Raw genomic sequence first — 24,505 nt, 5'->3', positions numbered from 1 at the left:
GGGCCGCCGCTGGCTGACGGCGGGGGGATGGGCGGCGGTGGCGCTGGCGGCGTTTTTCATCACCCGCCCGCCCCAAACCGGAGCCCTTGAGGCGCGGAGCCTGGACGACTTTAACAGCGGCCGCCTGGCGCTGGAACATGGCGATCTCTTCACCGCCCGAGTGAAGCTGGAACGCGCCGCCGAAGCCGCGCCCGGCAACGCCGACATCCTCACCGCCCTGGGAACCTACTGGCTGGAAATGCACAACCCCGAGAAAGCTCGCAGCTACTACAACTGGGCGCTGAGGGTTAACACGCGGATGCCCACGACCCTCAATAACCTGGCCATTCTGGAGATGAATGAGCGCCACTGGGCCCGCGCGCTGGCGCTGCTGACCCGGGTGCTGGAGATCGATCCCGACGACACCAAGGCGCTGGAACTTGTCAACTGCTGCAACCTGAGGCTGCAAAAAGAGGTCCCCGCAGAGGCATCCAAAGCGCTTACCCCCCTCCCGGGAGAGCCCGCCTCCACGCCCGCACCCTGAGCACACCCCGAGAGCCCTAGCGGGGCGAGGGAGGGGCCCCTTCATCTGATCCGCGAGGCTTCGTTCAGGGGTTTCCGCCGCGTTTTTCCTTGGGCGAGAACGCTTTAACGGACGACATTCCGGAATATGAAAAAGACGCTTCTGGCGGGGGCGCTCCTTCTTTGGGGTGCAGTGGGTGCGGGGGTGATCTGGAATCTGGAACGCGCACGGCAAGTCAGCGCGGCCCAGCTGGCACCCGCCGAGGCGCTCCTGGTAGCCGAGTTCCCGAACCTCCCCTCAACGGCCATGCGCTGGAAGGGGACGGCGCTTTCCCAGATCTTTGCCGAGCCCGAGCTTCGCGCCTTTCTCTCCAAGCCCGTGGCGGGAATGGCCCCGGGGGCCGATTTGCCCGACGCCATGGAACGCCTGAAGCGCCTCCGGCCCCGCCAGGCCTTTCTGGCGGTCGCCAGCCTGGAGGAGAACCGGCCCCGCGCCGTGGCGGGCCTGGAGTTCACCGGAGACCGCCGCGAACTCGAGCCGCTCATCTCTCAAGCGCTCATCCGGGCCCAGAACGCCTCACCCCAGGGGGGCATCCGGCGGCTCCACTACCGGGGCTACCGTCTGCTGACCTTTAACGACCGGGGCGTCACCCTGGCCGGGTGTTTTGCCAAAAACTGGTACTTCGTGGCCAACGACGTGGACCTGCTCAAGGCGACCCTCGACCGGCTCTCGGGCAGCGGCCACCCCGTCCTGGCGAAAACCGCGGCCTACCGGGTCAGCCAGCTGGCGCTGCCGCCCAGGGCCGATTTCCGCCTCTTCGTCCAGTCCCCGGCCCCGGCGAACCGCTTGCTCGCCCGCTTTAGCGCCGATAAGCCCACCACCCCGGCGCCCAAGTTCGCCTCCGCCGCCCTCGCCTCCCGCATCGAGGGGGCGCTCATCCATGACACGCTGGTCATTCGCCTGCGGGGCACCCCCACCCGAGTACCCGCCTTGAACGGCCGCACCCTGGCCCTGACCACGTCTGACACCCTCTTTTACGGCGCCATGGCTCCGCAGTTGGAAAGCTGGCTCGGATCCAACGCGCCGGGCACGAACCGGCTGATCCCGACGCTGCTGGCGGCCATCACCCCCCCGGGCAAGCCGGACCTCGCCCGCTTCCAGGCCGCCTTCGGGCCGGAGCACGCCCTGCTGCTCGACTGGCCGCGCCCGAGTCCGCAGCCGGACCTCTTCCTGGCCTCCGAAATCCGTGACCCGGCCCAGGCCCGCCGCTTCACCGAGGCGCTTCTGCAGCGCTGGGACCGCGAGGATGCCGGTGGCGTGCCGATCTGGACCTTTTCGCTGGCCCAGCCAGCCCTTTTCCACCCGGCGGTAGCTCTGGCGGGCGGCCACATGGTAGCCGGGCTTAGCTCCGAGCGGCTGCGCCCCTTCGCCATGCACGCCGTTCACCAGCCCGAGGGGAAAGGGGAGACGCTGGAGCGCTCGCCGGTCTTCCGCAGCTCGGTCGCGCTGCTGGCCCGGCCCGAGACGGCCCTGGCCTACCTCGACGCCGCCACGGTCTTTGAGCGCATCTACACCGCGCTGAGGCCCGCCGCCGCCATCTGGGGCCCGGGCATCCCGTGGCTGAGCGCGTATGCCGACTTCGACCGCCTCCCCTCGCCCCAGGCCGTGAGCCGCCACCTCTCGCCGATCACGCTCAGCGCCCATCAGGCCGAGGAGGGGATCGTCATCGACACCGCCGGACCGGTCTCCTTTGTGGAGCTGGCCGCCGGGCTGGGCCTGGGAGCCTTTTACGCCGCCGCTCCCGCGCTGCGGCCCCCGAATCCCAACCCCCAGTCGATCCTGCCGCCCGCGCCGCCCAAGGCACTCAGCGCCCCCGCCGACCCCTCAGACCCCTGAGCCTAGGGGATCCCCGGATGGAACATGGCAGGCAGGTTAAATTTGGGGCCCGCCTGAATTTTTCCATTAGTTTTTCTGGAAATAGGTGGTAAATTGTTGGTCTATGCCTATTCAGAAGAAAACTGCGTTTTCCCGTCGCCTGCCCGACCTCGTGACTGAGGAACTCGTCAGCGTCCTTTCGCGGAAAAGTTCTTTGGAATTTAAGCAACTCTTCGACATCGTCCATGAAAACCTGCGGGCCCGCAACGCGGCCAGCGGCGGAGAGGAAATGCTCCGGCTGCGAGCCTACGAGAAACTGCAAAATCTCGTCGCCCGCGGCATGGTAAAGAAGACCGGCAAGAAATACCGCGGTCTTGCGGGTCTCTCCACGATGCAACCGGCGGCCGCAGCCCCCATCCCCGCCCCGGCCGTCGCAGCCTAGGCTCCCTCCTCCATTCCCCGGCAGCCGGTGGTTAAGGCTGCGCCCAACGAAAAACCATGCTTACCTCCTACATACCCGTCCTGGTTCAAATCGTGTTTGCCATCGCGTTCGTCGTGATCGCTTTGAGTTTCAGCGTGCTGCTCGGCAAAAGCGGCAGGCGCAACCCGGTAAAGGACAGCCCGTATGAGTGCGGCATGTTGCCCATTGGCAGCCAGCAGCCCCGGTTCTCGGTCAAGTTCTACGTGGCGGCGATGCTCTTCATCCTGTTCGATCTGGAGATCGTCTTCATGTACCCCTGGGCCGTTTCCTTCCGGGAGTTCATCAAACACCAGGATCTGACCATCCTCTGGAGCATGGTCAGCTTTATCGGTGTGGTGACCGTGGGGTACATCTACGCGATCAAGAAGGGTGTGCTCAACTGGCAGCGCTAGCCGCGCCAGCCACCCCGAAACGATCCCAACGTTTTTAAAGAACTCAGGAGCCTGGCGCTTCTGAGTTCTTTTTTTTCCGCCCACGGCCCCTGATCCCCGGCCCCGCTGAAAAAAACTCCCACTTCGGCCCCCCTAGGGGGTGCAATCCTGCCCCCCGGTCCGAATCCATTTTGATGGGCATGATGAGCGTGCTGATGTGGAAATGGCTGGGGATCTGGGAGTGGAGAACGTCCATCGCCTGCGTGGGGCTGGTGGTGCTGGCGGGCTGCCTCACGGTCGTCATCGCGCCCGACCCCGAGGAGGAGGATGACCGCACCTTCCCTCAGACCACGCTCCCGGCCGTCATTATCGACGCGGGCCACGGCGGCGTCGACTCCGGCGCCAAGTACAAGGGCGTGGCCGAAAAGGACCTGACCCTGGATACCGCGCTGCGGCTGGAGAAAATCCTCAACGCCAGAGGGTTCCCAACGGTGCAGACCCGCACGGACGATAACTACATTTCCCTCTCCGACCGCGCCACCATCGCCAACCGCGTGCGCGGCCCGGCGCTTTTCGTAAGCATCCACTTCAACCAGGGAAGCGGGAACGACCAGGCGGGCATCGAGACGTTTTATGCCGACTCGAAGGTACCCATCCCGAGCGACTGGAGCTGGATGGGCTTTTTCACCCGGGCCGACCCCGTGGAGACCGGCGAGGACCTGGCCGCGCGGGTGCAGACGGCGGTGGTGCTGCAAACCGGCGCGAAAGACCGGGGCATCCGGGCGCGCCATCTCTACGTGACTCGCCACACCCGCCTCCCGGCGGTGCTCGTGGAGGGGGGGTTTATTACCAACCGCATGGAGTCGGACCTCCTCAAGCAGGACAACTACGCGGAGCGCCTGGCCGAGGGGATCGCCGACGGCATCGAGGCTTGGTGGCGCGCTCGCCACCCGCAGCCGCAGCCGAAGCTGGCGCAAAAACGCTAGGGCAGATCGTGTTTTTTTGGAGCAGAGGCCCGTTTGGTGCTATAGGGTGATGCTAGTTCTCGGATCACTCTGTATGAAAAAGCTTTTCCTTGTCTCCACCCTGGCCCTGGCGCTCACCGCCCACTACGCGGGGGCCGATGAAGAAGTTCGCGCGGCTCAGAAAGCGCTCCAAAGCGCCGGTTATTACGGCGGCGAGCTCTCGGGCGAACTCAACGACGACACGCGCGGAGCTCTGCGCCGGTTCCAGATTCGCGCCCAGCTCGAACCCTCGGGCAACCTGACGCCCGAGACCGAAGCGGCCCTCCAGCGCGAGACCGGTATCCCAGTGGGCTCGGCCGCTGCCGTCGCCCCCGCTACTCCCGCCCCGGCTACTCCCGCCCCGGTTGCTCCTGCGGCTCCCGCCGCCCCCGCGGCTCCCGTGACGGTGCTGCCGCCCGCCGCACCGAGCGCTCCCTTGCCCCCGCCGCCGGACGCCGTTGACCCGCGTTACGCCGCGCTCTTTGCTCATTCGCCGTTTGAAAATACCCCGGTGGAGGTGCAGTCCGAGACGATCCGCAAAGCCCAGGTGCTGCTTTCTGAAAAACGGCTCTACCTGGGTCGGGTGAACGGGCGGCCAAGCCAGGAACTAGAGGCCGCGCTCTACCGCTACCAGGCCAAGGCCGGGCTGCCGAAGACCGGACGCCTGGACATCGACACGCTTGCCGCGCTCCGGCTCCTGCCGATTGCGAAGATCAAGCGCCCGCGCGTGGAGCCCCAGCCGTACATCCCGCAAACGCCCGCCGGGGCCGTGCGCGGCGTGCCGCTGGATTAATACCAACTAGGCTCACGCAAAGCCGCAAAGGCGCAAAGGAGGCAGATGCGTCTCTTCTTTGCGGCTTTGCGGCTTTGCGGCTTTGCGTGAAATATTTTGATTCCCTCCGGGTAAATACCTCGGTGTTTGCGGCAGGGATGGTTTATTTCCCCCGCCGTTTGCCCCCTTCGGAGCGGCGGCCATGGCGGCCCCTTCGCCGGGAACCCTGTGCCTCCTGGGGGGCCTGCGACTGCTGAGGCGCTCCTTTCTTGGCGCGCCCAGGCTGCTGCTGCGGCTGTTTCGCCTTGGGGGTTGCCTCGGGCTTGGCGGGCTTGCCGCCGCGTCCTTTGGATTTCTCCTCAATGGGCGCAGGCTGGAAGTCGATCTGCTGCTTGTAGAGATCGACCTTGGCCACGGAGACCTCGATGTGCTCCCCGGCGGCGAAAACGCGGCGGTTCTTGCGGCCCATGAAGCGCATCCGGGCGGGGTCGTAGACGTAGAAGTCATCCGAGAGTGTCGAGACGTGGATAAGGCCCGTGATGAGGTACTCCGGCAGTTCGACGACGAGCCCGTAGTTGCGCACGTCGAGGATGACCGCTTTGAACCGGTCGAGGCGCTGGGCGGCGAGGGCGAAGAACTCGATCTTCTTGAGTTTCACCGAGTCGCGCTCGGCCCCGTCGGCGGTCCGTTCCGTCTGGGAAATGTGCTCGGCGACCACGGGCAGGGCCGCGGCGGCGAGCTGCTGGCGCCCGTCGCCGATGTGCCCCAGGACGCGGTGGACGACGAGGTCGGCATAGCGCCGGATCGGGCTGGTAAAGTGGGTGTAGTTCACCTTGGCCAGGCCGTAGTGGCCCAGGGCCCGGGTCTCGTAGACGGCGCGCTTGAGGCTCTTTAAAAAGGCGATCTTAAGCGCGTACTCCTCCGGCTTGCCTTTGATGGCCTCCAGTAGCCGCTGGACTTCCGAGCGCACGGTCAGGTCGCCCACGCGATAATCGTAGAGGCGCACGAGGTCGCGGAATTCGTCGAGCTTCTCGGCGTCGGGGCTTTCGTGGACGCGGTAGATGGAGGGGAAATTCTTCACCTTGGTCTCGCGGGCCACGGCTTCGTTGGCGGCGAGCATGAACTCCTCAACGAGCTGGTGGGAGATGTCGTTGTCGAGCTTCTCCAGCTTGACCGGGGTGCCCTTGGCGTCGAGCCAGACTTTGACCTCCGGGAAATCGAGGTCGAGCGATCCGGCGGCAAAGCGGTTTTTGCGCAGGATGGCGGCGAATTCCCAGGCGACGCGGATATTCTCCACGACGGCCTGGGGGATCTCCTCGGTGCGGTCGGGCACGGTGAGGGGGAGCGGTTCGGGGGTGTTGCCGGAGAGGATGGCGTAGGCCTGCTTGTAGGTGAGGCGCGCTTTGCTGCGAATGACGCTCTTGGAGAAGCGGGCGGCTTTCAGGCGGCCGTTGCGGGTGAACTCCATGATGGCCGAGCGGGTGAGTCGGTCGACGTTCGGCTTGAGCGAGCAGATGCCGTTGCTCAAGCGCTCCGGCAGCATCGGGATGACGCGGTCGGCCAAGTAGACGCTGTTGCCCCGTTCGTAGGCCTCTTTGTCGAGCGCGGTGCCGGGGCTGACGTAGTGGCCGACGTCGGCGATGTGGACGCCCACGCGCCAGCCGTTCTTGAGTTTCTCGACTCCGATGGCGTCGTCGAAGTCGCGCGCGTCGTCGGGGTCGATGGTGTAGATGAGCGAGTCGCGCAGGTCCTCGCGCCGGGCCGCTTCCTCGGGCGGGACGATCTCGGGGATGGAGTGGGCTTCGCTGAGTACTTCCTCTGCAAAGACGGTGGGCAGGTTGTACTTGCGGATGATGGAAAGCATGTCGACGCCCGGGGTGGAGGCGGCGCCGAGGACTTCGATGATCTCCCCCTCGGGGTTGATGTGGCGGGAGGTCCATTCGTCGAGCTTGACGACGACTTTATCCCCCACGACGGGCGGCTTCGGCAGCGGCGCGGAGCCGGGGTGGACGTAGATGTTATGGCCGATGCGCGGGTCATCCGGGATGACGTAGTGAAACTTCTGCGAGCGCTGGAGGGTGCCCACGAGCGTCTCGCTGGCGCGCTTGAGGATGCGGATGATGCGCCCCTCGCGGCGTTCGCCCGGCGCGGGCCTGCGGCGGCGGAAGCTCTCGACGCCCTCGATCCCCTCGTGGAGGATCCGGGCCACGACGCGGTCGCCGTTGAAGGCGGTCCAGCAGTTCTCGGCGGCGATGTAGAGATCGGCCTGGCCTTTGCGTTCGCTCAGCAGGTGGGCATTGCCGCTGCCGTGGACTTGCAGGATGCCGGTGACGAGCTCGGCCTCCTCGGGGAGCACGTAGCGGTCCTTGCGGATGCGGGCGATTTCGCCCCGCTCCTCCAGGCTACGGAGAAGGTCGCGCAGTTCGCCTCCGTCATCGGCGGGCAGGCCGAGTTTTTTGGAAAGGGCGATTTTATCGAGGGGTTGGTAACGGGGGGAGCGCATGAACGCAAGAAGGCGCTCAGCGAGATCGGGTGTGCTCATACGGCAGAATATTCCTAAGAAGGGAACTTACGCCCTCTCTGGGGTTTGGCCCAGCATTATCAAAGAATTTACCACAGAGGCACAGAATAAAAAAGACGCGGAGAATCAATGATCCTCCGCGTCCGGGCCGCGTTGGAGGCGGGCTTCCTACGACGGTGTGTTTCTTAACACACAAAAATGGCAGCGAAGCTCTTACTAAGAGCAACTTGCATTTTTTTTGCTCCTTTCTCGTTCCCTAATGGAGTTTGGGAACGAGACTGGGTGGTGAACCTGATCCTCGTTCCCAATCTCTAGATTGGGAATGCAATTGGGGGCGAATCTCTGATTCGCAGGCGTGGGGGAATCTGGAGATTCGTAACGAGACTTTTTTAGCTTCTTGGCCTTGGGCTGTAGAAATCGTCTACATCCCGTACAAAAGGAAACGGACGGTGCCGGTATACCCTCCGGCACCGTCCGCCCAACCAAGGAACAATTAATTTTCGATTTTCACCACCCCGTAGGTCTTCTGTCCTTTGCGTTCGAGGAACAAAAGTACGGCTTTTTTTCCAGCCTGGGCCCCCAGGACCGTGTGCGCGGCGGCGAGGTCGGCGATCGGTTTGGAGTCGATTTCGGTGATCACGTCCTCTTGCTGGATGCCCGCGATGGCGGCGGGGCTGTTGGGGGTGACTTCGGTGACGCGCACTCCGTGGCCGGTCAGCTTGCTGTCGCTTTGGGGGAGCTCGCCCAGGCGCAGGCCCATTTTCCCCTCGATGTCGCCCGAGCTGGCGGGCTTCTCGGAGAGCGGGGAGCGGGTGCCGGTGGCGGCGGTTTTGGGCAGTTCGCCCGTGGTGACGGAGATTTTCAGCTCTTTGCCACCGCGCCAGACGCTCAGCGCCACGGGCTGGCCAAGCTTCTTGGAGAGCACTTGGCGGCGCAGCTCCTGGGCGCTGGCGACGGGCACGCCGTCGATGGCGGTGATGACGTCCGCCGGGCGCAGGTCGCTCTTATAGGCCGGGGTATCGGGTTCGATGGTGGTAATGACGGCCCCTTTCTCGACGCCGCTGATCTGCTCGCGCAAGCTGGAGTCGGCCCCGAGGGTCTCGATCCGGATGCCAAGGGCCGGGTGGGAGACGCTCCCTTTCTCGATCAGCTGCCCGCTGATGTCCTTGATCAGGTTGGCCGGGATGGCGAAGGCGAGGCCCCGGTTGAGGCCGTTGACGAGCGTGTTCATGCCGACGACCTTGCCGTCCACGTCGATGAGCGGGCCGCCGGAGTTGCCCGGATTGATGAGGGCGGAGGTTTGCAGGTAATCCTCGTAGGGGGTGACTTCGGGGGTCAGGCCCGAGCGCCCTTTGCCGCTGACGCAGCCGATGGTGAAGGAATACTCCAGCGCGTAGGGGACGCCGATGGCGCAGACGAGCTGGCCGATGCGCACCTTGTCGCTGTCGGCCCAGGCGGCCACGGGCAGGCCGGTGGCGTCGATCTTGATGACGGCGATATCGGTAAAGTCATCCACGCCGACGACCTTGCCCGGGAGCACGCGGCCGTCGCGCAACTTGACGGAAAGTTTTTCCGCCCCGTTGATCACGTGGGCATTGGTAACAATATAGCCCTCCGAGCGGACAATGATGCCCGAGCCCTCGCTGCGGGCAGGCGGCTCCTGCATCCGGAGCGGATTGCGCAGGCCCGCGTCGGGCGCGCGGAAGAAAAAGTCGAACCCGCTCCCGCTTTCCTCATCCGCGGGGGCCCCTTTTTTCGAAACATCGATAACGACGACGCTGGGCGCGGTTTTATCGAAGACCTGGACAAAGCCCTCGTCGAGCTGGTGGAGAAGATCCCGGGGGGCTTCGGCTGCGGTGGAGGGCTGAGGTAGGGCGGCCAGCGCCAGGCCTGCCAGGCCACCGGCATAACCCAGGGAGTAAATGGCTTTTCGGAAGGATGCGATCATAAGCGACACTGCCTTTTATGACAGACTCCCGCGGCATCCGTTCAACCCGAATCTACCGATTTCGCTATGGCCAGTAAAAAAATACCTCAATACACCACATTCCCGATAGACAATAAGATGTTTTCCCGCGCCCGTGGTTGACAAACCCGCGTCCGGGGGTAACCTGCCCGAAAACCATGCACACGAACCTAAAGGCGTTTGAGTCTCATACGCCTGGCTGCTGGCCCGATGTGGATGCCGCCCAGTGGAATGACTGGAGGTGGCAGCTCAAGAATCGGATCCATTCCCTGAAGCAACTCGAAGACCTGATGGAGCTGACGCCCCAGGAGCGAGCCGGAACTCTTCTCTCCGGCAGCAAACTGGCGCTGGCCATCACGCCCCATTTCTTTAACCTGATCGACCGCAACGATCCAGCCTGCCCGATCCGCCGCCAGGTCATCCCGCGCCTGGAGGAAACGCACATTTCGCCCCAGGAAATGGCCGATCCGTGCGGCGAGGACGGCGATATGGTGGCCCCGGGCCTGGTGCACCGCTACCCGGACCGCGTGCTGCTGCTCGTCACCGACCGCTGTGCCTCCTACTGCCGCTACTGCACGCGGAGCCGGGTCGTCAGCGGAGCGGGCGAACAGGAGCTGCACATTGATTTTGAAGCCGCCTTCCGCTACCTGGAGGCCCACACGGAGGTTCGCGACGTGCTGATTTCCGGCGGCGACCCGCTGCTCCTCTCCGATGATCGCCTGGAGGGGATCCTCTCGCGGCTTCGATCCATCGAGCACATCGAACTCGTCCGGATCGGCTCGCGCGTCCCCATCTTCCTGCCGCAGCGCGTGACGCCGGAGCTCTGCGCGATGCTCAAGAAATATCACCCGCTTTGGATGAGCGTGCATGTGAACCACCCGCGCGAGCTGACGCAGGAAACGCGCGAAGCCCTTGGACGGCTCTCCGACGCGGGCATCCCGCTCGGCAACCAGAGCGTGCTCCTCAACGGCGTCAACGACAACCTGGAGACAATGAAGGCGCTCGTGCACAAGCTCATCATGTGCCGGGTGCGGCCCTACTACCTCTACCAGCTCGACTTGATCCTCGGCTCCTCGCACCTGCAAGTGCCGGTCAGCAAGGGCATCGAGATCATCGAAGGTCTGCGCGGGCACACGTCGGGCTACGCGGTGCCGCAATACGTCATCGACGCCCCGGGCGGCGGCGGCAAAGTGCCGATCAACCCGGATTACGTGCTCTATAGCGATGCGGAAAAAACCGTGCTGCGCAACTACGAGGGCCGCACCTTCGAGTACCCGGAGAAGGAAAACGACCAGGCCAAGTGCGGCTGTTGCCGCCAGTAGGCGCGGGCCCGGCGAGGTTATTTGGGGAGCTAATCCGTGGAAGCGCCCGGATCGGTCGAGGCCGGTTTGGGCTCGGAGGCCGTCGCGGGCGTGTCCTGGGTAAAGGCAAAGCCGCTCATGAACTGCACGACCTCCCCCAGCGGAGCCTGGAAGACACCCCGGGAGACCGCGTAGCCGTTGGTCAGCCCCGGCGAGCCTTTCGGGGCGAAGGTCTGCCCGTGCGGATCGCGAATGGTAACCAGATCCGTCGCCACATCGTAGCCCAGCACCGCGTAGGCATGCATCCGGGCCAGGGAGGGGACTTTGAGGCCCTTGTTGCCCGCGCCCACCGTCGCGAGGCGATGCGCGGCCACATTCTCGGCCAGCATCGCGCGCAATTCCTTTAATTTGGCATTCAGGGCTTCCGGCGACTCCTGGCCGCTGTGCCACGGCGCGCAGGAGAAGCGCTTTATGGCCCGCCCGGTCAGCACGCTTAACATCGTCCCCGCCGATCCGCCCTTGGAGGCCACATCCAGCGGCAGCCCCGTCTTGCCATCGTAGGTAATCCGGTAAAGGCCCACCGCCTTTTCGTAGACCGAGGCCCAGAGCCCGTCGCCACCCGTCGTCGAGGTCATTGCAATCTCGCCGTCCGTCAGCGCTGGAACCGCCACCACGCGGTCCTGGCCGAAGCGCACCGTGTAGCCCGTCGGCGTCACCGCAAAGCGCGCCGCCACGGCCGCCGGGTCCCGCACAATGCAGGCCGCCAGGGGAGCCAGGCTAAAGCAGGTCCCCAGCTTTGCCTGCCGGAAACCCTCCACATGCGGCACGCCGTTGACGAATAAATCCCGGGGCGAATCCATGATCGTCGCATAAGCCTTCGCATAGGAAGCGACCAGCGAAGGCGCGCCAGGCTTTTCCCCGCCATCCGGTTCCTCAGCGACCTCCGCACCCACCGGGGAATGCTGAGCCGCCGCCGTGAGCGCCTCGCGGGTCAGCGGGAGTGGGAGCGCGTGGGTCTTGCGGGTCGCGGCCCGGCGAAGCGCCACCGCAGCGGCGGCTTGCGCACCCTTGACCTCCGGCGAGGCCACGGCCTTTTGCAGCTCCTCCAACGTCAGATGGCCGTCTCCATTGGCATCCCACGCGGAAAAACCCGCCAGCGCCTCCCCCAGAAAAGGAGGCGGCTCGGGAGCGGCCAAGGCCACCGGCAGAGAGGCCAAAAGCAACGCGCCGCTCCACGCAATCAGTCTCGTCCGATAGCTCAGCATGGAGGCCAACTTTACCGCATTTTGGGAAAAAGGATAGCTCACAGCGTGGGGGGCAGATACCGGTCAGATTTCCTAAAAATCCAGCAGCTCAATATTCCGTCAATCCGCAGATCCGGTCTAACGTACAGAAAGTTTGCAACTGATGAATAATCACGACCGTTTACGCAAAGCGGCATTCACATGCGCGTTCCACTGTATTTAAAAGCATTAAGTGCTTTGTATAAGACTTATCGAATATCCATTTCTTGAAACTGATAGCGTCAACAGATTGCACAAAATCACATTCACGGGCCTCTACCGAGGTCAAAAGGACCACGTGGGCATCCAATAAAATCCATTCCGGGCTGAATTTCCTAAATGCTGCCCTTATCGCCAACGCACATTCTATAGGGCATATCTCTTCGTCATAGATAAAAGCTAGATCTAGATCGCGTGGAGCATCGGTGGTCAGACAAGAACCGAATAAAAACAACTGGCCACCAAAACTATCCTTTGTTCTTATCATTACGCTTCACGTATTTCCAAGGCTCTTCTAGATTCAATGCACCCATGAACTCGCTCATTAGTCCAATGCCGATTTTAGCGGAATTCGCATGCTCTTTTGCGGCGGATGTATATCCATTCCAGTTCGAAATAGTCACAATATAATTAATGTCACAAATTTTTGTGCGAGCATCGACAACATCAGCAATTCCAATGGTATAAATATCTGTCAGGAAAACTACCACCGGGCTGTATTTCCGGCGCTGCACAACATACACGTTTTCACCGCGACGGTCCAATCTACTCACGGCTGAATGTCCGGCTATTGTAGCCTCAAAATAAGAGACACTTTCGGTCCTCGGGATTCCTGAATTATTTGGCATAATTTTCAATCATTTGTTGAAAAGATTGCGGAAAACGGGGCACCATATCGCAATCCATCCTTTGGTATGTATTTCTTTCAAAGGCTGCGGCGTGTTCTCTAAATTCCGCAAAAACCTTCCATTCCTTTAGATCAAAAAGGTCTTTATTTCTCATAAATGCATCAACGATCTTTGTGTTGTTTGGAATGATTTGATCGCACTTACGCAAATCCCACAGGAGAGATCCTTCACTAATGGGATTAGCTTGAGCAGTAGGTGACTCGGGCCCAAATTTTAAGAAAATTGCATAGTTCTCAACGAGTATTTTCGCCACAAAGCTACAGATCGCACCGACGTCGGCAAAGACAGGGCTGGTTAAGGCTTTACCAACGTTCTCCTCATGAGTTGTTTTCCACCCTCGCAGGAGTACAGCAGGGAAGTCTATTGGTGCCTTATCGACTGTGGTGTGATGTGTAGGACAAAGTAGAATCAAATTCTCGTAAGTATCAGCACCTTTAGCCCCGGTTGCCCTCGGCCCTGTTTCTCCTTGAGGTATTATGTGGGCCATTTCTCCTATGACTGTGGTTCCGGCCTTTTCGAAAATTTCAATGCAGTTGGTCGTACAACCAGGATAGGAACAGCGCCCTGCCGCCTTCGCCCAGAGCTTCTTAAGATCGACCTCGGAGATATTCATTTGATATAACCTCCACACCCCTGCACGTATTTCCAAATATGGTCAAGAACAAACAAATTCGTTTGACCGTCGAACCCAACGACGAGGCGCTGGAACAGGCAAACTGTTGCAATTATCAGATCCACAGATTCCGGTCCAGCGTGCGGTACTGGATCGCCTCGCTCAAGTGGGTGGCGGTGATCACCGGCGCTCCCTCCAGATCGGCGATGGTACGGGCTACTTTCAGGATGCGGTCGTGCGCCCGGGCGCTCAGGTTCAGCTCGCTCATCGCGGCCCGCAGCAGTTCGCGGCATTCCTCGTCGAGCGCGCAGAAATTCCGCAGCTGACGCGGCAGCATCCGCGCATTGCATGCGCCCCGTCCATTACCACCCGCGAGACGCTTTTGCTGGATGGCCCGGGCCGCCATGACCCGTTCGCGAATGGCCTCCGAGGGCTCGGAAGCGCCGTTGCCGGTGAGGTCCCTAAACGGCACCGCCGGGACCTCAACGTGGATGTCGATGCGGTCCAGGAGCGGCCCGGAGATGCGCTGACGGTAACGCTGCACCTGCATTCCGGTGCAGCGGCATTCGCGTTTCAGATCGCCAAAGAAACCGCACGGGCATGGGTTGAGCGCGCCGACCATGATGAACTCCGAGGGGTACGTCACCGTGCCCGCCGCGCGCGAAATCGTTACCTTGCCGTCCTCCAGCGGCTGACGGAGCACTTCCAGCACGGAGCGCTTGAATTCGGGAAGTTCGTCCAGAAACAGCACGCCGTGATGGGCCAGGGTGACTTCGCCGGGCGAGGGATTCGTCCCGCCACCCAGTAATCCGGCATCTGATATGGTATGATGCGGTGACCGGAAGGGCCGCTGAAGCAGCAGCGAGCGTTTGGGGGCGAGGAAGCCGCAGATGCTGTGGATCTTGGTCGTCTCGATGGCCTCCTCGAAGGTCATCGGCGGCATGATGGTGGGGATGCGCTTGGCGAGCATCGATTTACCCGACCCGGGAGGCCCGACCATGATCAAGTTATGCCCGCCCGCGACGGCGACTTCGATGGCCCGCTTGGCGGAATGCTGCCCGCGCACGTCGGCAAAATCGACCGCGTAATCGGGCAAGGCATCGGCCACGGCGATGGGCTGCGCCGGGATGAGCATCTCGTTGCCGCGCAGGAATTCGCACGCCTGGCGCAGGGTGCGCACGCCGTAGGTGGCGATGCCCTCGACGACGGAGGCTTCAGACGCATTCTCCTCGGGCACGACGATGGCTCGCCGCCCGCGCCGCCGGGCTTCGAGCGCAATGGGGAGCACGCCCTTGGTCGCGCGCACGGTGCCGTCGAGCGCCAGTTCGCCCACAAAGCAAAACTGCTCAAAGCGGGTCAACTCGATCTGCTCGGAGGCGGCGATCATCGCCAGGGCGATCGGCAGATCGAAGCTCGGCCCCTCTTTCTTGATGTCAGCGGGGGCCAGGTTGATGGTGGTCCGGCCCCGGGGCGGGCGGTAGCCGCTGTTGCCAACCGCCGTGGTGACGCGGTCCCGACTCTCCTTCACGGCGGCATCGGGAAGCCCCACAATAACGATCACGGGGTTTCCCGCACTTGCGTTGACTTCGATTTCGACTTCGTAGGCATCCACGCCATAGACCGCCCCTGAATAGACCTTTGCCAGCATCCGCCCAGTGTGACAAAGAACGGGGCCTAAGAAAAGGCGGAAGATGCTACAAAAGGCCTCAAAGACTTTCAGCGATCAAACGCTGTTACCGCAGTAGTTCCGGCCAACGGAAAACGGACTGCGGCAAGGTCAGTGACTGATTACAAGGATGGGAGAGAGGCCATCCGTGATGCAAGAGCACTTAACGAACGCTCATAGAATAGATTTAACCCGGTGCGGATCTCATCGTGGAACGGGGCAAGCCAGCGTTGGCCGAGATGTCCGGGACCAAAGAACGCGCCGAGAATGGAGCCGGAGGTCGCCCCGAAGCTATCGGTGTCATTCCCCTGGGACACTTGTTTGCAGAACCCGTCATCGATGCTTTCCGCAAAGCGCAGGGTATTCACTAGCGTTCCGCATTCCTGGTAAATATGGCAGTGCGTGTATTGTTTGTATTTGCCATGGATTCGCGCGTAACCATCCTGCCAATCGCGAGCCACGGAAATTTCATGCAACGAGTCCGAGACAATCTGGTAGAACCGGCTGCGGCGCGGAACGAATTGCGCGGCGGTACTAAATACGCGGAGCGGGTCTCTTTCCACAAAGGCGGTGGCAATAGCGGCGGCGGCAAACATCGTGCCATATACGCCGGTGCGGCGGTGCGTAAAGCTGGCGTCGCGCCACGCTAATTTGGCGGCTTGGGCGGGATCGCCAGGGCAGGCATAGCCGTAGGCATCCGCCCGAATGAGGGCGCCGCACATCTCGTCCCCCGGGTTGAAAATCCGCACCCATTCCCGTTGATCCGGCGACGGATAGTCCGGGGTTCCTTCCCCAAGATGATCGAGGATGCAATGCGCTAGAATCCCGCGTTCAGGGCCCCAGGTCATCGAGGCAGAAAGATGCTTCAGCCAAAGCCCGCGCATTTGTTGCCAGGTGAAGTCGCGGCCGTTTGTTTCCAGATTCAACATGCCCAGAATGGTATAGTTGAGATCGTCATCCGGCGCCACATAGTGAATGTTTTCGCGACAGGTATGCCACGCATCTTCGTGAAGCGTGTCGCAGCCAGCCACTCGGACGGCCTCGGAGATGTAGTCCTTCAACGGCCAGTCGCCGTGCGCTTCCAACGCGGCGCGAAGGGTTGGCAAGGTGGGGTTTACCGCACCGTTTTCCACCGGTTTTCCGAGGATGCACCCGCAAACCGATGACAGAAAGGCGGTTTCCACACGCGCGGCAGCGTCCTGTGACGAGAGGACCCCGATGGCACTCGTGGGCCGCTCGGGATCGCATTCCTTGAGGATGTCTTCCCATTCCTCCGGTTCCACGTAGGGCCAATCATCACGCAGCGGGAGATCGGCAAGCCGATGGGCAAATTCGTCCAGCGCATCATAGCTGGATGGAAGTCGATTGAGCGCATCATGCATGCCGTCGACAGCATAACCCTGCGCCCGGAGTGAACTAATAACGCCTTTCAGACGGCTTTTAAGAATGGATGGATGCGGAAACATGATGGGGATTTTGAGGTTGAGACAGAAGGTAAAGAAACATCTCTGCGGCGTGCCATGTGTGCGGACTGCACCAGCGTTGTTGGGCCCATTGAGGGGCGACCATCTGCATCCGTCCATAATTGCCCTCGCTGGACTCGAGTTCCCGGGTCAGCGGGAATTGATCCGCCGAGACGGCTTCCGGTGGCGGGTCTCCATAAAAATGCGCTTCTGCCCAGTTGAGGTAAGGATATTTGGCTAGCGTGTCGGCATCGAAACGCGGGTGCTGTTCGTGGCTGTCGCGGAAATCCATCCAAAACAGGGAGCTGTAGCGATCCGGGATGGCTGGAATCCTATAGGGATCGTCCAAGCCGAGCTGCTGGAGACCAAATTTCAGCCACTTAGTCTGGTATACGGGATGCTCGCTAAAGTCAGTGAGGCCTGCCAGGGAATGGCCTCGGCGCACGCGTTGCGCCTCCTTGAGCACGCGCTCTACAATCGGATGCTTCCTGTCGATGGTAAGGCTTGCCAACAGAAGAACCTGACCAAGGTTGTCCGGTTCAGCCTGTCCGCTGTTGTTGAAATCATACGGCTGAAAGAGGTTATCGATCCAGGGAGCGATCTGATCGATGTTCCCTGTTTTTTCCAGGCATAGCGCTACCATCGCCGCATCCCGATACCACGGCCTGGGATACACCCAAAGATTGGGCACCGGTCCCCATGGCATCACATTGACCAGCATCTCCGCGTGCAAGGCCCGCAGCAAAGCGGCATGGGGGCCGTCGAACTCGGGCAAATGCACGGGATGCCGTGTCAGCGTTTTTCTCTCTTCCCCCTGCTCCAGCCAAACACCCTCTTCGTCTTCTGAGATGATAACGAGGCCACCGTCGGTCTCCAATTCCACGCGGTATTCCGATGGAATAACCTTTTCCATTCGGACATCCCATCGGTTCAAAACTTCGCCCGAAAGAGCATCTTTCAACAAACCCGCTTGATAAAGTAGCTTGCGTCGCATTCCAAACCCGAATAGTTGGAATCTTGGAACAACAGATACCGGGGGATTCATATAACACAGGATCCAAACACAAAACTTGCTGTTTCGCCATGTTCTCTCCAGACAAAAACATCATTGAAACGAACATTTCCGGAGCGGGCGTGATCCAGTCTGGAATCTATGGAACCGAGTGCCCGGCGCTGCTCGATCGGGGAATTTTCGGGGTCGGTTGTGCTCGAATCGCTGGCCCCTATCATATCGTGCGGCTTAATCCGGATTTCGAGCACATCACCTACTGCTTCGAAGGCAAAGGCGATGGGCTGATTGACGGGGAGTGGGTTCCTTTTGGCCAAGGGGATATTGTGTTTGCCCCGCGTTTGGCCAGCCATGGGTCGCGGTATAACCCAAAGGCGAAGCGTCCTTGGGGGTTGGCGTGGATTATCTTTGACCGGAACCGGAATCCCAAGCCCAGGCTGCACCTCCAAGAGGCCACGATTGTCCGCGGGGGTTATGCTTCCCCGTTGCCGATGATTGAAGGGTTGGAGCAGGAGGTGGTATTTGGACGGGATGCTGTGACCATCGGTTTGTGGATCGAATTGATTGTCCAATGGGTTGCGCGCCTGCTTGCGCGGAAACCCGAGGACGAACGATTGCGTCGCCTTTGGCAAGAGGTGCAGCGGAATCTGGCAAGCTCATGGTCTCTGGCCGACATGGCTTCGGAAGCGGGACTTAGCGAAGGGCATCTGCGCAGGCTATGCCGGGAGCAACTGGGCACCAGTCCCCGCAGTCAGCTTGCTCGACTCCGAATTCGGAAGACTTCGGTGCTTTTGTCCACCACCGACCGTACGCTGGAGGCAATTGCGGAAGAAGTGGGCTATTCCGATCCCTTCGCCCTTTCCACCGCCTTTCGTCGCCTCACCGGTTGTTCGCCACGCGAATTCCGGAGGTCACTAAGCGGTCCTTAGCAGGAAAGGAAGGGCTTTGCGCGTTGCCGGGAAACACGCGAATGTCGCCAGGCTTTCGTCAAAGCACTTTCCTTTTGCGGAACGTAGACTCCAGCCCACCAACCCGTGCTGGCACCCAAACTCCATCGACTTGAGATCCAGGAAAACTGTTACCAAAATACTGCCATAGGGGGCTAATATTACCGCCAATGATGCCAATGCGGTTGGCGCGATGGGGCCAGGAGTGACTCGGGCAGTGCCGGAATGGATCGGGATGTCGGTGCGCCCCGCGGCGCGGCAAACGGCGTCCGCAAGCGCAGCGCGGGTCTGAGGTTCGCCGCTTAGCATAACCGCACGCCATAGGCCTAGGCCGCCGCTGAACCCGCGCTATTTGACCCAGCGGAAAATAAACGGGTACCGGTAGCGCTTGCCCTCGTTGGCCGCGACAGACGCGATGATGATCAGGACGAGATCGACCAGCCAGACGATGCCAAACAGGACGAACCCGATGAGGATCGGCATCAGGAGAACAGAAATGATGAAGTAGATCGTAAAGCTGATCTGAGCATTGAGCGCTTCCTTGGCCTGGTCGTTCACGAGCTCGTATTCGTCGCGCTTAAGGATCCAGACCACGAGCGGCCCCAGGATCTGCCCCACCGGCGGAATGAAGTGCCCCGAGAGGGCGCTGAGATGCGCAACCATGGCCCAGGTGCGCTCTTCCTTGCTCGGAACGGGAGGGGGGAGCGGGGCTTCGGGAGCGGGGGTGGCATCTGAAGGGGGGATGGGTGGCGTTTCCATGACGGTGGTTTCGTAATCCGAATCCCTTCCGGCGGCAAGCAGCTTTCCCGCCGCAAAAAGATTCGCGCCCAACGCCCCGGCGCGTAAAGTCCACTCCATGCGCTGGTTTTTCATCCTTTTCCTTTGTTGCGGGCTCCGGGCTGCGGAGGCGGCCTGGCAGGCCGAATCCACCCCGGCCCAGGCGACGGCTGCGCCCACGGTGAGCCACCTGACCCTGACGCTGCGCGGCGATGCTCCGGAGGATGCCCCGTTGCAGGCTCATTTGGTGAAGTTCGACCGCGCCCGGTGCCGTCTGGAGGTCATCGATCTCGCCCCGGGGCAATCCGTTGCCGACGGGGCCGCGGCGGCTCACGCGCTGGCGGGGGTCAACGGCGGCTATTTCCTGGCCGACCGCACCCCGCTCGGCCTGATGATCCACCGGGGCGTCACGATTCACCCGTGGGAGACCTCGAAAATCCTCACCGGCGTCCTCGCCGTGCCGCAACGGGGCGCCGCTCGGGTGCTCCGCTCCGCCGAGTTCCGCCCCGCCGGGGTCCGGGAGGCCCTCCAGTCCGGCCCCTTCCTGGTGGATCACGGGAAGGCCGTTGCGGGCCTTAACGCCGCCAAGGCCGCCGAACGCACCGTACTCCTGGCCGACCGCAAGGGCGTCGCCGCGCTGCTGACGACGGGGCCGGTGACGCTGGATGGGCTGGCCCACATCCTCGCCACGCCGGGGCTGCTCCCGGGGCTGGAAATCGACCGGGCGCTCAACCTGGACGGCGGCAGCTCCACGGCGCTCTGGGTGGCCGGGAAGGAAGCCCCTTTTTCCCGGCCGGAATGGAAGCAGGTGCGCAACGCCGTGGTCGTGGTGCCACAACCGTAGGCTCGGGAGTGGGTCGGTATACGTAATTCGTCTCATTCGCTTAATTTCGTACGTGACAAGGGCGAGTACTCCCTGGTAAGAGAGACTTATCATCCCCATGAAAACGCACATACTGGCTTCATCTTTAAGCGTGCTCTGCGCTCTGTGGGGGTTTTCGTCGGCCATGGGCAGCGTGGTTTCCCCGGTTCAGTCAACTGCCGATCCTCTGAAGCTCCCGCTCGCCGGGCTGGTCCAGACGGCTGGTTCGGACGCCGATGCCGCCGCATTCCAAAGCTCGCTGCCCGCCATCAAGGCGCTGGTCAACAGCACGCTGCCAGAGTACCGGGCGTTGAACTCCTCAACGCTCAGCTCGCTGGCGGTCAAATTTTCCGAGCTCTACCTGACGGCCGACTCCGCCGTGCGAGTTTATTTCATCAGCGAGGGCGCAGCCTACCGGAGCAGCCTCGGGGTGAACTACCTCACCGGCTACTCTTCCCTGCCAACGGCCTCCACCGCCAAGATAACCAGCTCGGCTGAGCTGATCTTCCCCGACGCTTCGAGCAATGACCCGACCTCCTACTACTCGAGCGGGAACTCGGTGCGCACCTCCACGGCCCCCCTTCTGGCGGGCGATTTCGTGAACCTCGGGACCGTCAGCGCGGGCACGTTGCTGGACTTTTTCCTGATCCCCAACGGGGCGGCAGGCAGCACGACGCCCCTTGCAGCCGAGGCCTCGCGCAACGGCGACTCGCTTCAGCACGCGGTGGCCCAAGTCTACGGCAACTACCTGATTCTCTCCTTTGAGGACGCCACTAACGGGGGCGACAAAGACTACAACGACGTGGTCCTGGCGGTGGAAATCACCCCCGCCGTGCAGACCCCGGAACCGGGTGCCTGGGCAGGCCTGCTCTTCATCGGCGGCCTGAGCAGCCTGGGCGGATGGCGCCAATGGCTCCGCCGGAAGGCCGCCCCTCTCGCCGCGTAACGGCAGTGTGACGGCGGCAAAAAAAGAGCGCCCGAGGCTTCACCGGGCGCTTTGTTGTATCGGAACCGCTAAATCCGGGGCGGGCTTACGCCTGCGGCTGCTCCTCGGCGGGCTGCTGCGGCTGAGCGGCCTGCGCCTCGGCCTTGGCGATCATCTCCTGAAGCTGCGCCAGCTCCTGCTCGCTCGCTTCGCGGACTTCGATCACCTCGACGTCGAAGGAAAGGTCCTCGCCCGCCAGCGGGTGGTTGCCGTCGAGCACCACATGCGTGTCGGTGATCTGCTTGACCGTGAAGGGCAGCGGGCTCTTGTTGGACTGGAAGAGATCCCCCTCTTTAATGTCCTGCTTGGGCAGGGACTCCCGGGGCACCTGGATGAATTTGCTGAAATCAATGAGCCCGTAGCCGTCCTCGGCCTTGACCTCCACGCGGCCTTTCTGACCCGCCGCGTAGTTGATGATTTCGCGCTCCAGGCCGGGGACAATCATCCCCATGCCGGACATGAAGGAAACCGCCTCGCGGTCTTTCGACGACTCGATGACCACGCCGTCGCAATCGCTCAGCGTGTAGTGGAATGAAATGACTTTGTGAGACATGGGAAAGCAAGCAACATGCACCAAACGGTGCGTTTTAAATAGAAGTATTTGGTGAAATCTAGGTCACTGATGGGGGCGCTTTCAGGCTTGGGCGAGCGTGGAAACGACCTTGCCCAGGATCTCCACGCCCCGCTTCAGTTCCTCCTCGGTGCCCCGGGCGCAGTTCAGCCGCACATGGGGCAGCGGGCGCGCGCCGCCCTCGGCCACGGCATAAAAGCCGGTACCGCTGGCGAAGGCCACTTTTTCCTCCTTGGCCCGGGCGACCACAGAGCGAATCTCCACCTGCTCCGGCAGGCGCACCCAGAGCATGTAGCCGCCCTCGGGCGCGTGGACTTCGGAGCCCGCAGGGAAGCTGCCGCGGATGCTCTCCAGAGCCAGCGCGCGCCGACGGCGGTTGCGCTCCCGCAGCCGCTGAAGGTGGGGATCGAAAAGCCCGGCGGCCAGGAAACGGCGCAGGATGGCCTCGGTAAGGACGGGGCTGTGGATGTCCTGGCGACACTTGAGGGCGGCCAGCGCATCCTCGATCTCCGGGGTGCCGGGAATACAGAAGCCAATCCGCAGGCCGGGGGAGACGGTTTTTGAGAAACTGGTGACGTAGGAGACGACCGAGCCGTCGTCGAAAGCGCGGCAGGGGGGCGGGGCTCCGGCGTCGAGCAGCTCGGAGTAAATATCATCCTCCACCATGCGCACGCCGTGCTGGCGGCAGAGGGCGACCAGGCGCTCCCGGGCGGGCACAGGCAGGGTGGCCCCGGTGGGGTTGGAAAGGGAGGTGCAGATGACCAAGCAGGTCGGCTTCCAGCGGGCGAAAGCGGCTTCGGCGGCGTCGAGATCGAGCCCCTCCCCGCCCCGGATGGGCAGCGGCAGCGCACGAGCCCCGGCGTCGGCCAGGATTTCGAGCATCCCGTAGTAAGCCGGGGCCTCGCAGGCAACGACGTCGCCCGGCTTGATGAGGACGGAAAGGATGGCGTGGAGGGCCTGGGTGCAGCCGGTCGTGGTCACGAGATTATCGGGCCCGATCCCCCGGACGCCCCTCGTAGCAAGCCGCTCGCCCAAGAGCGCCCGCAGCCGGGGATCGCCCGACGGGTGCTGGTAGCTGAACAAGGCGGCCCCTTCCTCCTCGAAGGCTGCCTCGGCGGCGCGGCGCAAGGCCTCAAACGGGAGGGCGTCGAGTCCAGGGACCCCTGCGCCCAGGTTAATGACTCCCGGCTCGGCGGCCTGCCGCATGTGATCGACCAACCGTGCCGGGGCGTTGAATGGGAACGGAGAATGCATGAATCGCCTATTTTCATCCGAAATCCGGCTTTCGCCAGTCGGATTTTTCAAATAGGCAATTCGAAACTGCGGTGCGGGCTCGGCCTACGCCCATGCGCACACCCCCCCTAAGCACACCGCTGCCTCGTTACGAATCTCCCGATTTGTAACGTCCCTTGTCTTGGAATCTCCGATTCCCCTCACCGCTGCGAAACAGAGTTTCGCCCCACAAAGACGTTCCCAATCTGGAGATTGGGAACGAGGCAGCTTTTACGCGGTTACAGCGATTCCGGAGCGGTCTTACGCTTCTTCTTCGACAATAATCTTGTCGTAGAAGGCCACCAGGTCGTCCTTTTCCTCCGAAGCATTCCACTTGATGGCGGAACGCGGGTGGCGGTTCAAGAACCCGGTAAGCATGTACGGGACGCTGAAGCCCCAGCCGAGCTTCTCGCGCATCGGCTCGATCGCTTCCTGGATGCTCTTGAGCACCGGGCGGACGTTGTACTTCGGGTTGTGAAGGAAGCGCAGGAGCAGCTCCATGGGGCAGTTGCCCGCGCCGCGGCCGAGACCGGCGAAGGTGGCGTCGAGGTAGTTGGCCCCGCTGATGATGCCCTGGATGGTGTTCGCGAAGCCGAGCTGCAAGTTATTGTGCATGTGCAGGCCGACCTCTTTGCCGGTCGCCCGGGCGTAGTGGAGGTACTTGTTGACTAGGTAGTCGATCTGCTCGCTGTAGAGCGCGCCGAAGCTATCCACGAGGTAGATGGCCTTGGCGTCGCACTGCGTCACCAGCTCCAGGGCGCAATCCAGCTCGCGCTCCTGGACGTTGGAGACCGACATCAGGTTGATACACGTCTCGTAGCCCTTGTCGGTGGCGTCCTTGACCATGTCGAGGGCGATGGGGATCTGGTGGATGTAGCAGGCCACGCGCACGAGGTCGATGACGCTCTCGCTCTTGGGCAGGATGTCAGTGTGATAGTCGGTCTTTTCGGCATCGGCCATCACGGAAATCTTCAAATTGGACGGGTTATCGCCCAAGACGCGGCGCAGATCGGCCTCGTCGGAAAAGCGCCATGCACCGTATCGGTCCCGGGCAAAAACCTTCTTGGACGCTTTATAGCCGACCTCCATATAGTCGATCCCCGCCTCAACACAGGCGTTATAGACCGACTTGACGGTTTTGTCGTCAAAGTGGCTGTCGTTCATGAGCCCGCCGTCGCGGATGGTGCAATCGAGCACCTTGATATCCTCGCGGTAGGAAACCCAACGTCCGGCAAATCCGGATGTTTCTGTCGTATTTTGCATGGCGACCGCTTTGGTATTCTGGATTGGCTTCGGGATCAATCCGAAAAGGGAAACGTTTTGGCCGCACACCCGCCCCACAAGCGGGATTGACTC

21 protein-coding genes and 1 pseudogene are annotated in these 24,505 nt (G+C 62.1%); 10 read left to right on the top strand and 12 right to left on the bottom strand.

What is annotated here, in order from left to right; genetic code table 11:
• The 6 genes and pseudogenes from B2828_RS06205 to B2828_RS06180 form a co-directional block, all read left to right on the top strand.
• Positions 1 to 523, top strand: a pseudogene (locus B2828_RS06205) (hypothetical protein); the annotation flags it as partial.
• 126 nt (positions 524 to 649) lie between these two features.
• The gene (locus B2828_RS06200) at positions 650 to 2,398 is read left to right on the top strand and encodes a hypothetical protein (RefSeq protein ID WP_479632831.1); all 1,749 of its coding nucleotides are present in this window, start codon (positions 650 to 652) and stop codon (positions 2,396 to 2,398) included.
• A 103-nt stretch (positions 2,399 to 2,501) separates the two neighbouring features.
• Positions 2,502 to 2,819, top strand: a complete 318-nt coding sequence (locus B2828_RS06195; RefSeq protein WP_479632830.1) for a hypothetical protein — start codon at positions 2,502 to 2,504, stop codon at positions 2,817 to 2,819.
• 56 nt (positions 2,820 to 2,875) lie between these two features.
• Positions 2,876 to 3,250, top strand: a complete 375-nt coding sequence (locus B2828_RS06190) for an NADH-quinone oxidoreductase subunit A (RefSeq protein ID WP_479632829.1) — start codon at positions 2,876 to 2,878, stop codon at positions 3,248 to 3,250.
• A 179-nt stretch (positions 3,251 to 3,429) separates the two neighbouring features.
• A complete protein-coding gene (locus B2828_RS06185) occupies positions 3,430 to 4,215 on the top strand; it encodes an N-acetylmuramoyl-L-alanine amidase family protein (RefSeq protein ID WP_479632828.1) in 786 nt (261 codons plus the stop codon).
• Between the two features lie 73 nt (positions 4,216 to 4,288).
• Complete coding sequence (locus B2828_RS06180) at positions 4,289 to 5,026, top strand: peptidoglycan-binding domain-containing protein (protein ID WP_479632827.1); 738 nt, start codon at positions 4,289 to 4,291, stop codon at positions 5,024 to 5,026.
• Between the two features lie 142 nt (positions 5,027 to 5,168).
• Here B2828_RS06180 and rnr read toward each other — a convergent pair whose 3' ends face one another.
• Both rnr and B2828_RS06170 read right to left on the bottom strand, forming a co-directional pair.
• Entirely contained in the window at positions 5,169 to 7,547 is a 2,379-nt protein-coding gene (rnr, locus tag B2828_RS06175; RefSeq protein ID WP_479632826.1) for a ribonuclease R, read from the bottom strand.
• 472 nt (positions 7,548 to 8,019) lie between these two features.
• Positions 8,020 to 9,474 (bottom strand): trypsin-like peptidase domain-containing protein, encoded by a 1,455-nt coding sequence (locus B2828_RS06170; RefSeq protein WP_479632825.1) that lies wholly within the window; start codon positions 9,472 to 9,474, stop codon positions 8,020 to 8,022.
• Positions 9,475 to 9,650: 176 nt separating this feature from the next.
• On the opposite strand from B2828_RS06170, the gene B2828_RS06165 reads away from it, so the two are divergent.
• On the top strand, positions 9,651 to 10,814 hold the full coding sequence (locus B2828_RS06165; protein WP_479632824.1) for a KamA family radical SAM protein: 1,164 nt from the start codon (positions 9,651 to 9,653) through the stop codon (positions 10,812 to 10,814).
• A gap of 29 nt (positions 10,815 to 10,843) precedes the next feature.
• On the opposite strand, the gene B2828_RS06160 is transcribed toward B2828_RS06165, so the two are convergent.
• The 6 genes from B2828_RS06160 to B2828_RS06135 all read right to left on the bottom strand — a co-directional run bounded on the left by B2828_RS06160 (position 10,844) and on the right by B2828_RS06135 (position 17,720).
• Positions 10,844 to 12,058 carry a C2 family cysteine protease gene (locus B2828_RS06160; protein ID WP_479632823.1) on the bottom strand — a complete coding sequence of 405 codons (1,215 nt, stop codon included), beginning with the start codon at positions 12,056 to 12,058 and terminating at the stop codon, positions 10,844 to 10,846.
• 485 nt (positions 12,059 to 12,543) lie between these two features.
• Positions 12,544 to 12,924 (bottom strand): hypothetical protein, encoded by a 381-nt coding sequence (locus B2828_RS06155; RefSeq protein ID WP_479632822.1) that lies wholly within the window; start codon positions 12,922 to 12,924, stop codon positions 12,544 to 12,546.
• Complete coding sequence (locus tag B2828_RS06150) at positions 12,914 to 13,597, bottom strand: HNH endonuclease signature motif containing protein (RefSeq protein WP_479632821.1); 684 nt, start codon at positions 13,595 to 13,597, stop codon at positions 12,914 to 12,916. Before B2828_RS06150 ends, B2828_RS06155 begins: the two co-directional genes overlap by 11 nt.
• A gap of 115 nt (positions 13,598 to 13,712) precedes the next feature.
• Positions 13,713 to 15,245: a YifB family Mg chelatase-like AAA ATPase gene (locus tag B2828_RS06145; RefSeq protein ID WP_479632820.1), complete on the bottom strand. Its 1,533-nt coding sequence runs from the start codon at positions 15,243 to 15,245 to the stop codon at positions 13,713 to 13,715.
• A 140-nt stretch (positions 15,246 to 15,385) separates the two neighbouring features.
• On the bottom strand, positions 15,386 to 16,729 hold the full coding sequence (locus B2828_RS06140) for an ADP-ribosylglycohydrolase family protein (RefSeq protein ID WP_479632819.1): 1,344 nt from the start codon (positions 16,727 to 16,729) through the stop codon (positions 15,386 to 15,388).
• Positions 16,704 to 17,720 (bottom strand): hypothetical protein, encoded by a 1,017-nt coding sequence (locus B2828_RS06135; protein WP_479632818.1) that lies wholly within the window; start codon positions 17,718 to 17,720, stop codon positions 16,704 to 16,706. The genes B2828_RS06140 and B2828_RS06135 overlap by 26 nt, the downstream gene beginning before the upstream one ends.
• An 89-nt stretch (positions 17,721 to 17,809) precedes the next feature.
• Between B2828_RS06135 and B2828_RS06130 the strand changes: the two genes are divergently transcribed.
• Positions 17,810 to 18,664: a helix-turn-helix domain-containing protein gene (locus tag B2828_RS06130; protein ID WP_479632817.1), complete on the top strand. Its 855-nt coding sequence runs from the start codon at positions 17,810 to 17,812 to the stop codon at positions 18,662 to 18,664.
• 366 nt (positions 18,665 to 19,030) lie between these two features.
• Here B2828_RS06130 and B2828_RS06125 read toward each other — a convergent pair whose 3' ends face one another.
• Positions 19,031 to 19,540 (bottom strand): DUF4870 domain-containing protein, encoded by a 510-nt coding sequence (locus B2828_RS06125; RefSeq protein ID WP_479632816.1) that lies wholly within the window; start codon positions 19,538 to 19,540, stop codon positions 19,031 to 19,033.
• Between B2828_RS06125 and B2828_RS06120 the strand changes: the two genes are divergently transcribed.
• Positions 19,539 to 20,303: a phosphodiester glycosidase family protein gene (locus tag B2828_RS06120; RefSeq protein ID WP_479632815.1), complete on the top strand. Its 765-nt coding sequence runs from the start codon at positions 19,539 to 19,541 to the stop codon at positions 20,301 to 20,303. The genes B2828_RS06125 and B2828_RS06120 overlap by 2 nt on opposite strands.
• 97 nt (positions 20,304 to 20,400) lie before the next feature.
• Positions 20,401 to 21,267 carry a DUF4114 domain-containing protein gene (locus tag B2828_RS06115; RefSeq protein ID WP_479632814.1) on the top strand — a complete coding sequence of 289 codons (867 nt, stop codon included), beginning with the start codon at positions 20,401 to 20,403 and terminating at the stop codon, positions 21,265 to 21,267.
• Between the two features lie 85 nt (positions 21,268 to 21,352).
• On the opposite strand, the gene B2828_RS06110 is transcribed toward B2828_RS06115, so the two are convergent.
• The 3 genes from B2828_RS06110 to B2828_RS06100 all read right to left on the bottom strand — a co-directional run bounded on the left by B2828_RS06110 (position 21,353) and on the right by B2828_RS06100 (position 24,412).
• On the bottom strand, positions 21,353 to 21,859 hold the full coding sequence (locus tag B2828_RS06110) for an FKBP-type peptidyl-prolyl cis-trans isomerase (protein WP_479632813.1): 507 nt from the start codon (positions 21,857 to 21,859) through the stop codon (positions 21,353 to 21,355).
• 81 nt (positions 21,860 to 21,940) lie between these two features.
• Positions 21,941 to 23,131: an aminotransferase-like domain-containing protein gene (locus tag B2828_RS06105; RefSeq protein ID WP_479632812.1), complete on the bottom strand. Its 1,191-nt coding sequence runs from the start codon at positions 23,129 to 23,131 to the stop codon at positions 21,941 to 21,943.
• A 279-nt stretch (positions 23,132 to 23,410) separates the two neighbouring features.
• Positions 23,411 to 24,412, bottom strand: coding sequence for an aldolase catalytic domain-containing protein (locus B2828_RS06100; RefSeq protein ID WP_479632811.1), 1,002 nt, complete (start codon positions 24,410 to 24,412; stop codon positions 23,411 to 23,413).
• Positions 24,413 to 24,505: the final 93 nt, after the last annotated feature.

It is taken from the genome of Spartobacteria bacterium UBA695, assembly GCA_002298145.1.
Taxonomy (GTDB): Bacteria; Verrucomicrobiota; Verrucomicrobiia; order Chthoniobacterales; family Chthoniobacteraceae; genus UBA695.
Note: the sequence above shows the minus strand (reverse complement) of the source record. Positions and strands in the feature narration are given on the sequence as shown.

Coding starts and splice junctions, on each gene's coding strand:
- B2828_RS06200 (WP_479632831.1), top strand. CDS start 650: ATGAAAAAGACGCTTCTGGCGGGGGCGCTCCTTCTTTGGGGTGCAGTG.
- B2828_RS06195 (WP_479632830.1), top strand. CDS start 2,502: ATGCCTATTCAGAAGAAAACTGCGTTTTCCCGTCGCCTGCCCGACCTC.
- B2828_RS06190 (WP_479632829.1), top strand. CDS start 2,876: ATGCTTACCTCCTACATACCCGTCCTGGTTCAAATCGTGTTTGCCATC.
- B2828_RS06185 (WP_479632828.1), top strand. CDS start 3,430: ATGATGAGCGTGCTGATGTGGAAATGGCTGGGGATCTGGGAGTGGAGA.
- B2828_RS06180 (WP_479632827.1), top strand. CDS start 4,289: ATGAAAAAGCTTTTCCTTGTCTCCACCCTGGCCCTGGCGCTCACCGCC.
- rnr (WP_479632826.1), bottom strand. CDS start 7,547: ATGAGCACACCCGATCTCGCTGAGCGCCTTCTTGCGTTCATGCGCTCC.
- B2828_RS06170 (WP_479632825.1), bottom strand. CDS start 9,474: ATGATCGCATCCTTCCGAAAAGCCATTTACTCCCTGGGTTATGCCGGT.
- B2828_RS06165 (WP_479632824.1), top strand. CDS start 9,651: ATGCACACGAACCTAAAGGCGTTTGAGTCTCATACGCCTGGCTGCTGG.
- B2828_RS06160 (WP_479632823.1), bottom strand. CDS start 12,058: ATGCTGAGCTATCGGACGAGACTGATTGCGTGGAGCGGCGCGTTGCTT.
- B2828_RS06155 (WP_479632822.1), bottom strand. CDS start 12,924: ATGCCAAATAATTCAGGAATCCCGAGGACCGAAAGTGTCTCTTATTTT.
- B2828_RS06150 (WP_479632821.1), bottom strand. CDS start 13,597: ATGAATATCTCCGAGGTCGATCTTAAGAAGCTCTGGGCGAAGGCGGCA.
- B2828_RS06145 (WP_479632820.1), bottom strand. CDS start 15,245: ATGCTGGCAAAGGTCTATTCAGGGGCGGTCTATGGCGTGGATGCCTAC.
- B2828_RS06140 (WP_479632819.1), bottom strand. CDS start 16,729: ATGTTTCCGCATCCATCCATTCTTAAAAGCCGTCTGAAAGGCGTTATT.
- B2828_RS06135 (WP_479632818.1), bottom strand. CDS start 17,720: ATGCGACGCAAGCTACTTTATCAAGCGGGTTTGTTGAAAGATGCTCTT.
- B2828_RS06130 (WP_479632817.1), top strand. CDS start 17,810: ATGTTCTCTCCAGACAAAAACATCATTGAAACGAACATTTCCGGAGCG.
- B2828_RS06120 (WP_479632815.1), top strand. CDS start 19,539: ATGCGCTGGTTTTTCATCCTTTTCCTTTGTTGCGGGCTCCGGGCTGCG.
- B2828_RS06125 (WP_479632816.1), bottom strand. CDS start 19,540: ATGGAGTGGACTTTACGCGCCGGGGCGTTGGGCGCGAATCTTTTTGCG.
- B2828_RS06115 (WP_479632814.1), top strand. CDS start 20,401: ATGAAAACGCACATACTGGCTTCATCTTTAAGCGTGCTCTGCGCTCTG.
- B2828_RS06110 (WP_479632813.1), bottom strand. CDS start 21,859: ATGTCTCACAAAGTCATTTCATTCCACTACACGCTGAGCGATTGCGAC.
- B2828_RS06105 (WP_479632812.1), bottom strand. CDS start 23,131: ATGCATTCTCCGTTCCCATTCAACGCCCCGGCACGGTTGGTCGATCAC.
- B2828_RS06100 (WP_479632811.1), bottom strand. CDS start 24,412: ATGCAAAATACGACAGAAACATCCGGATTTGCCGGACGTTGGGTTTCC.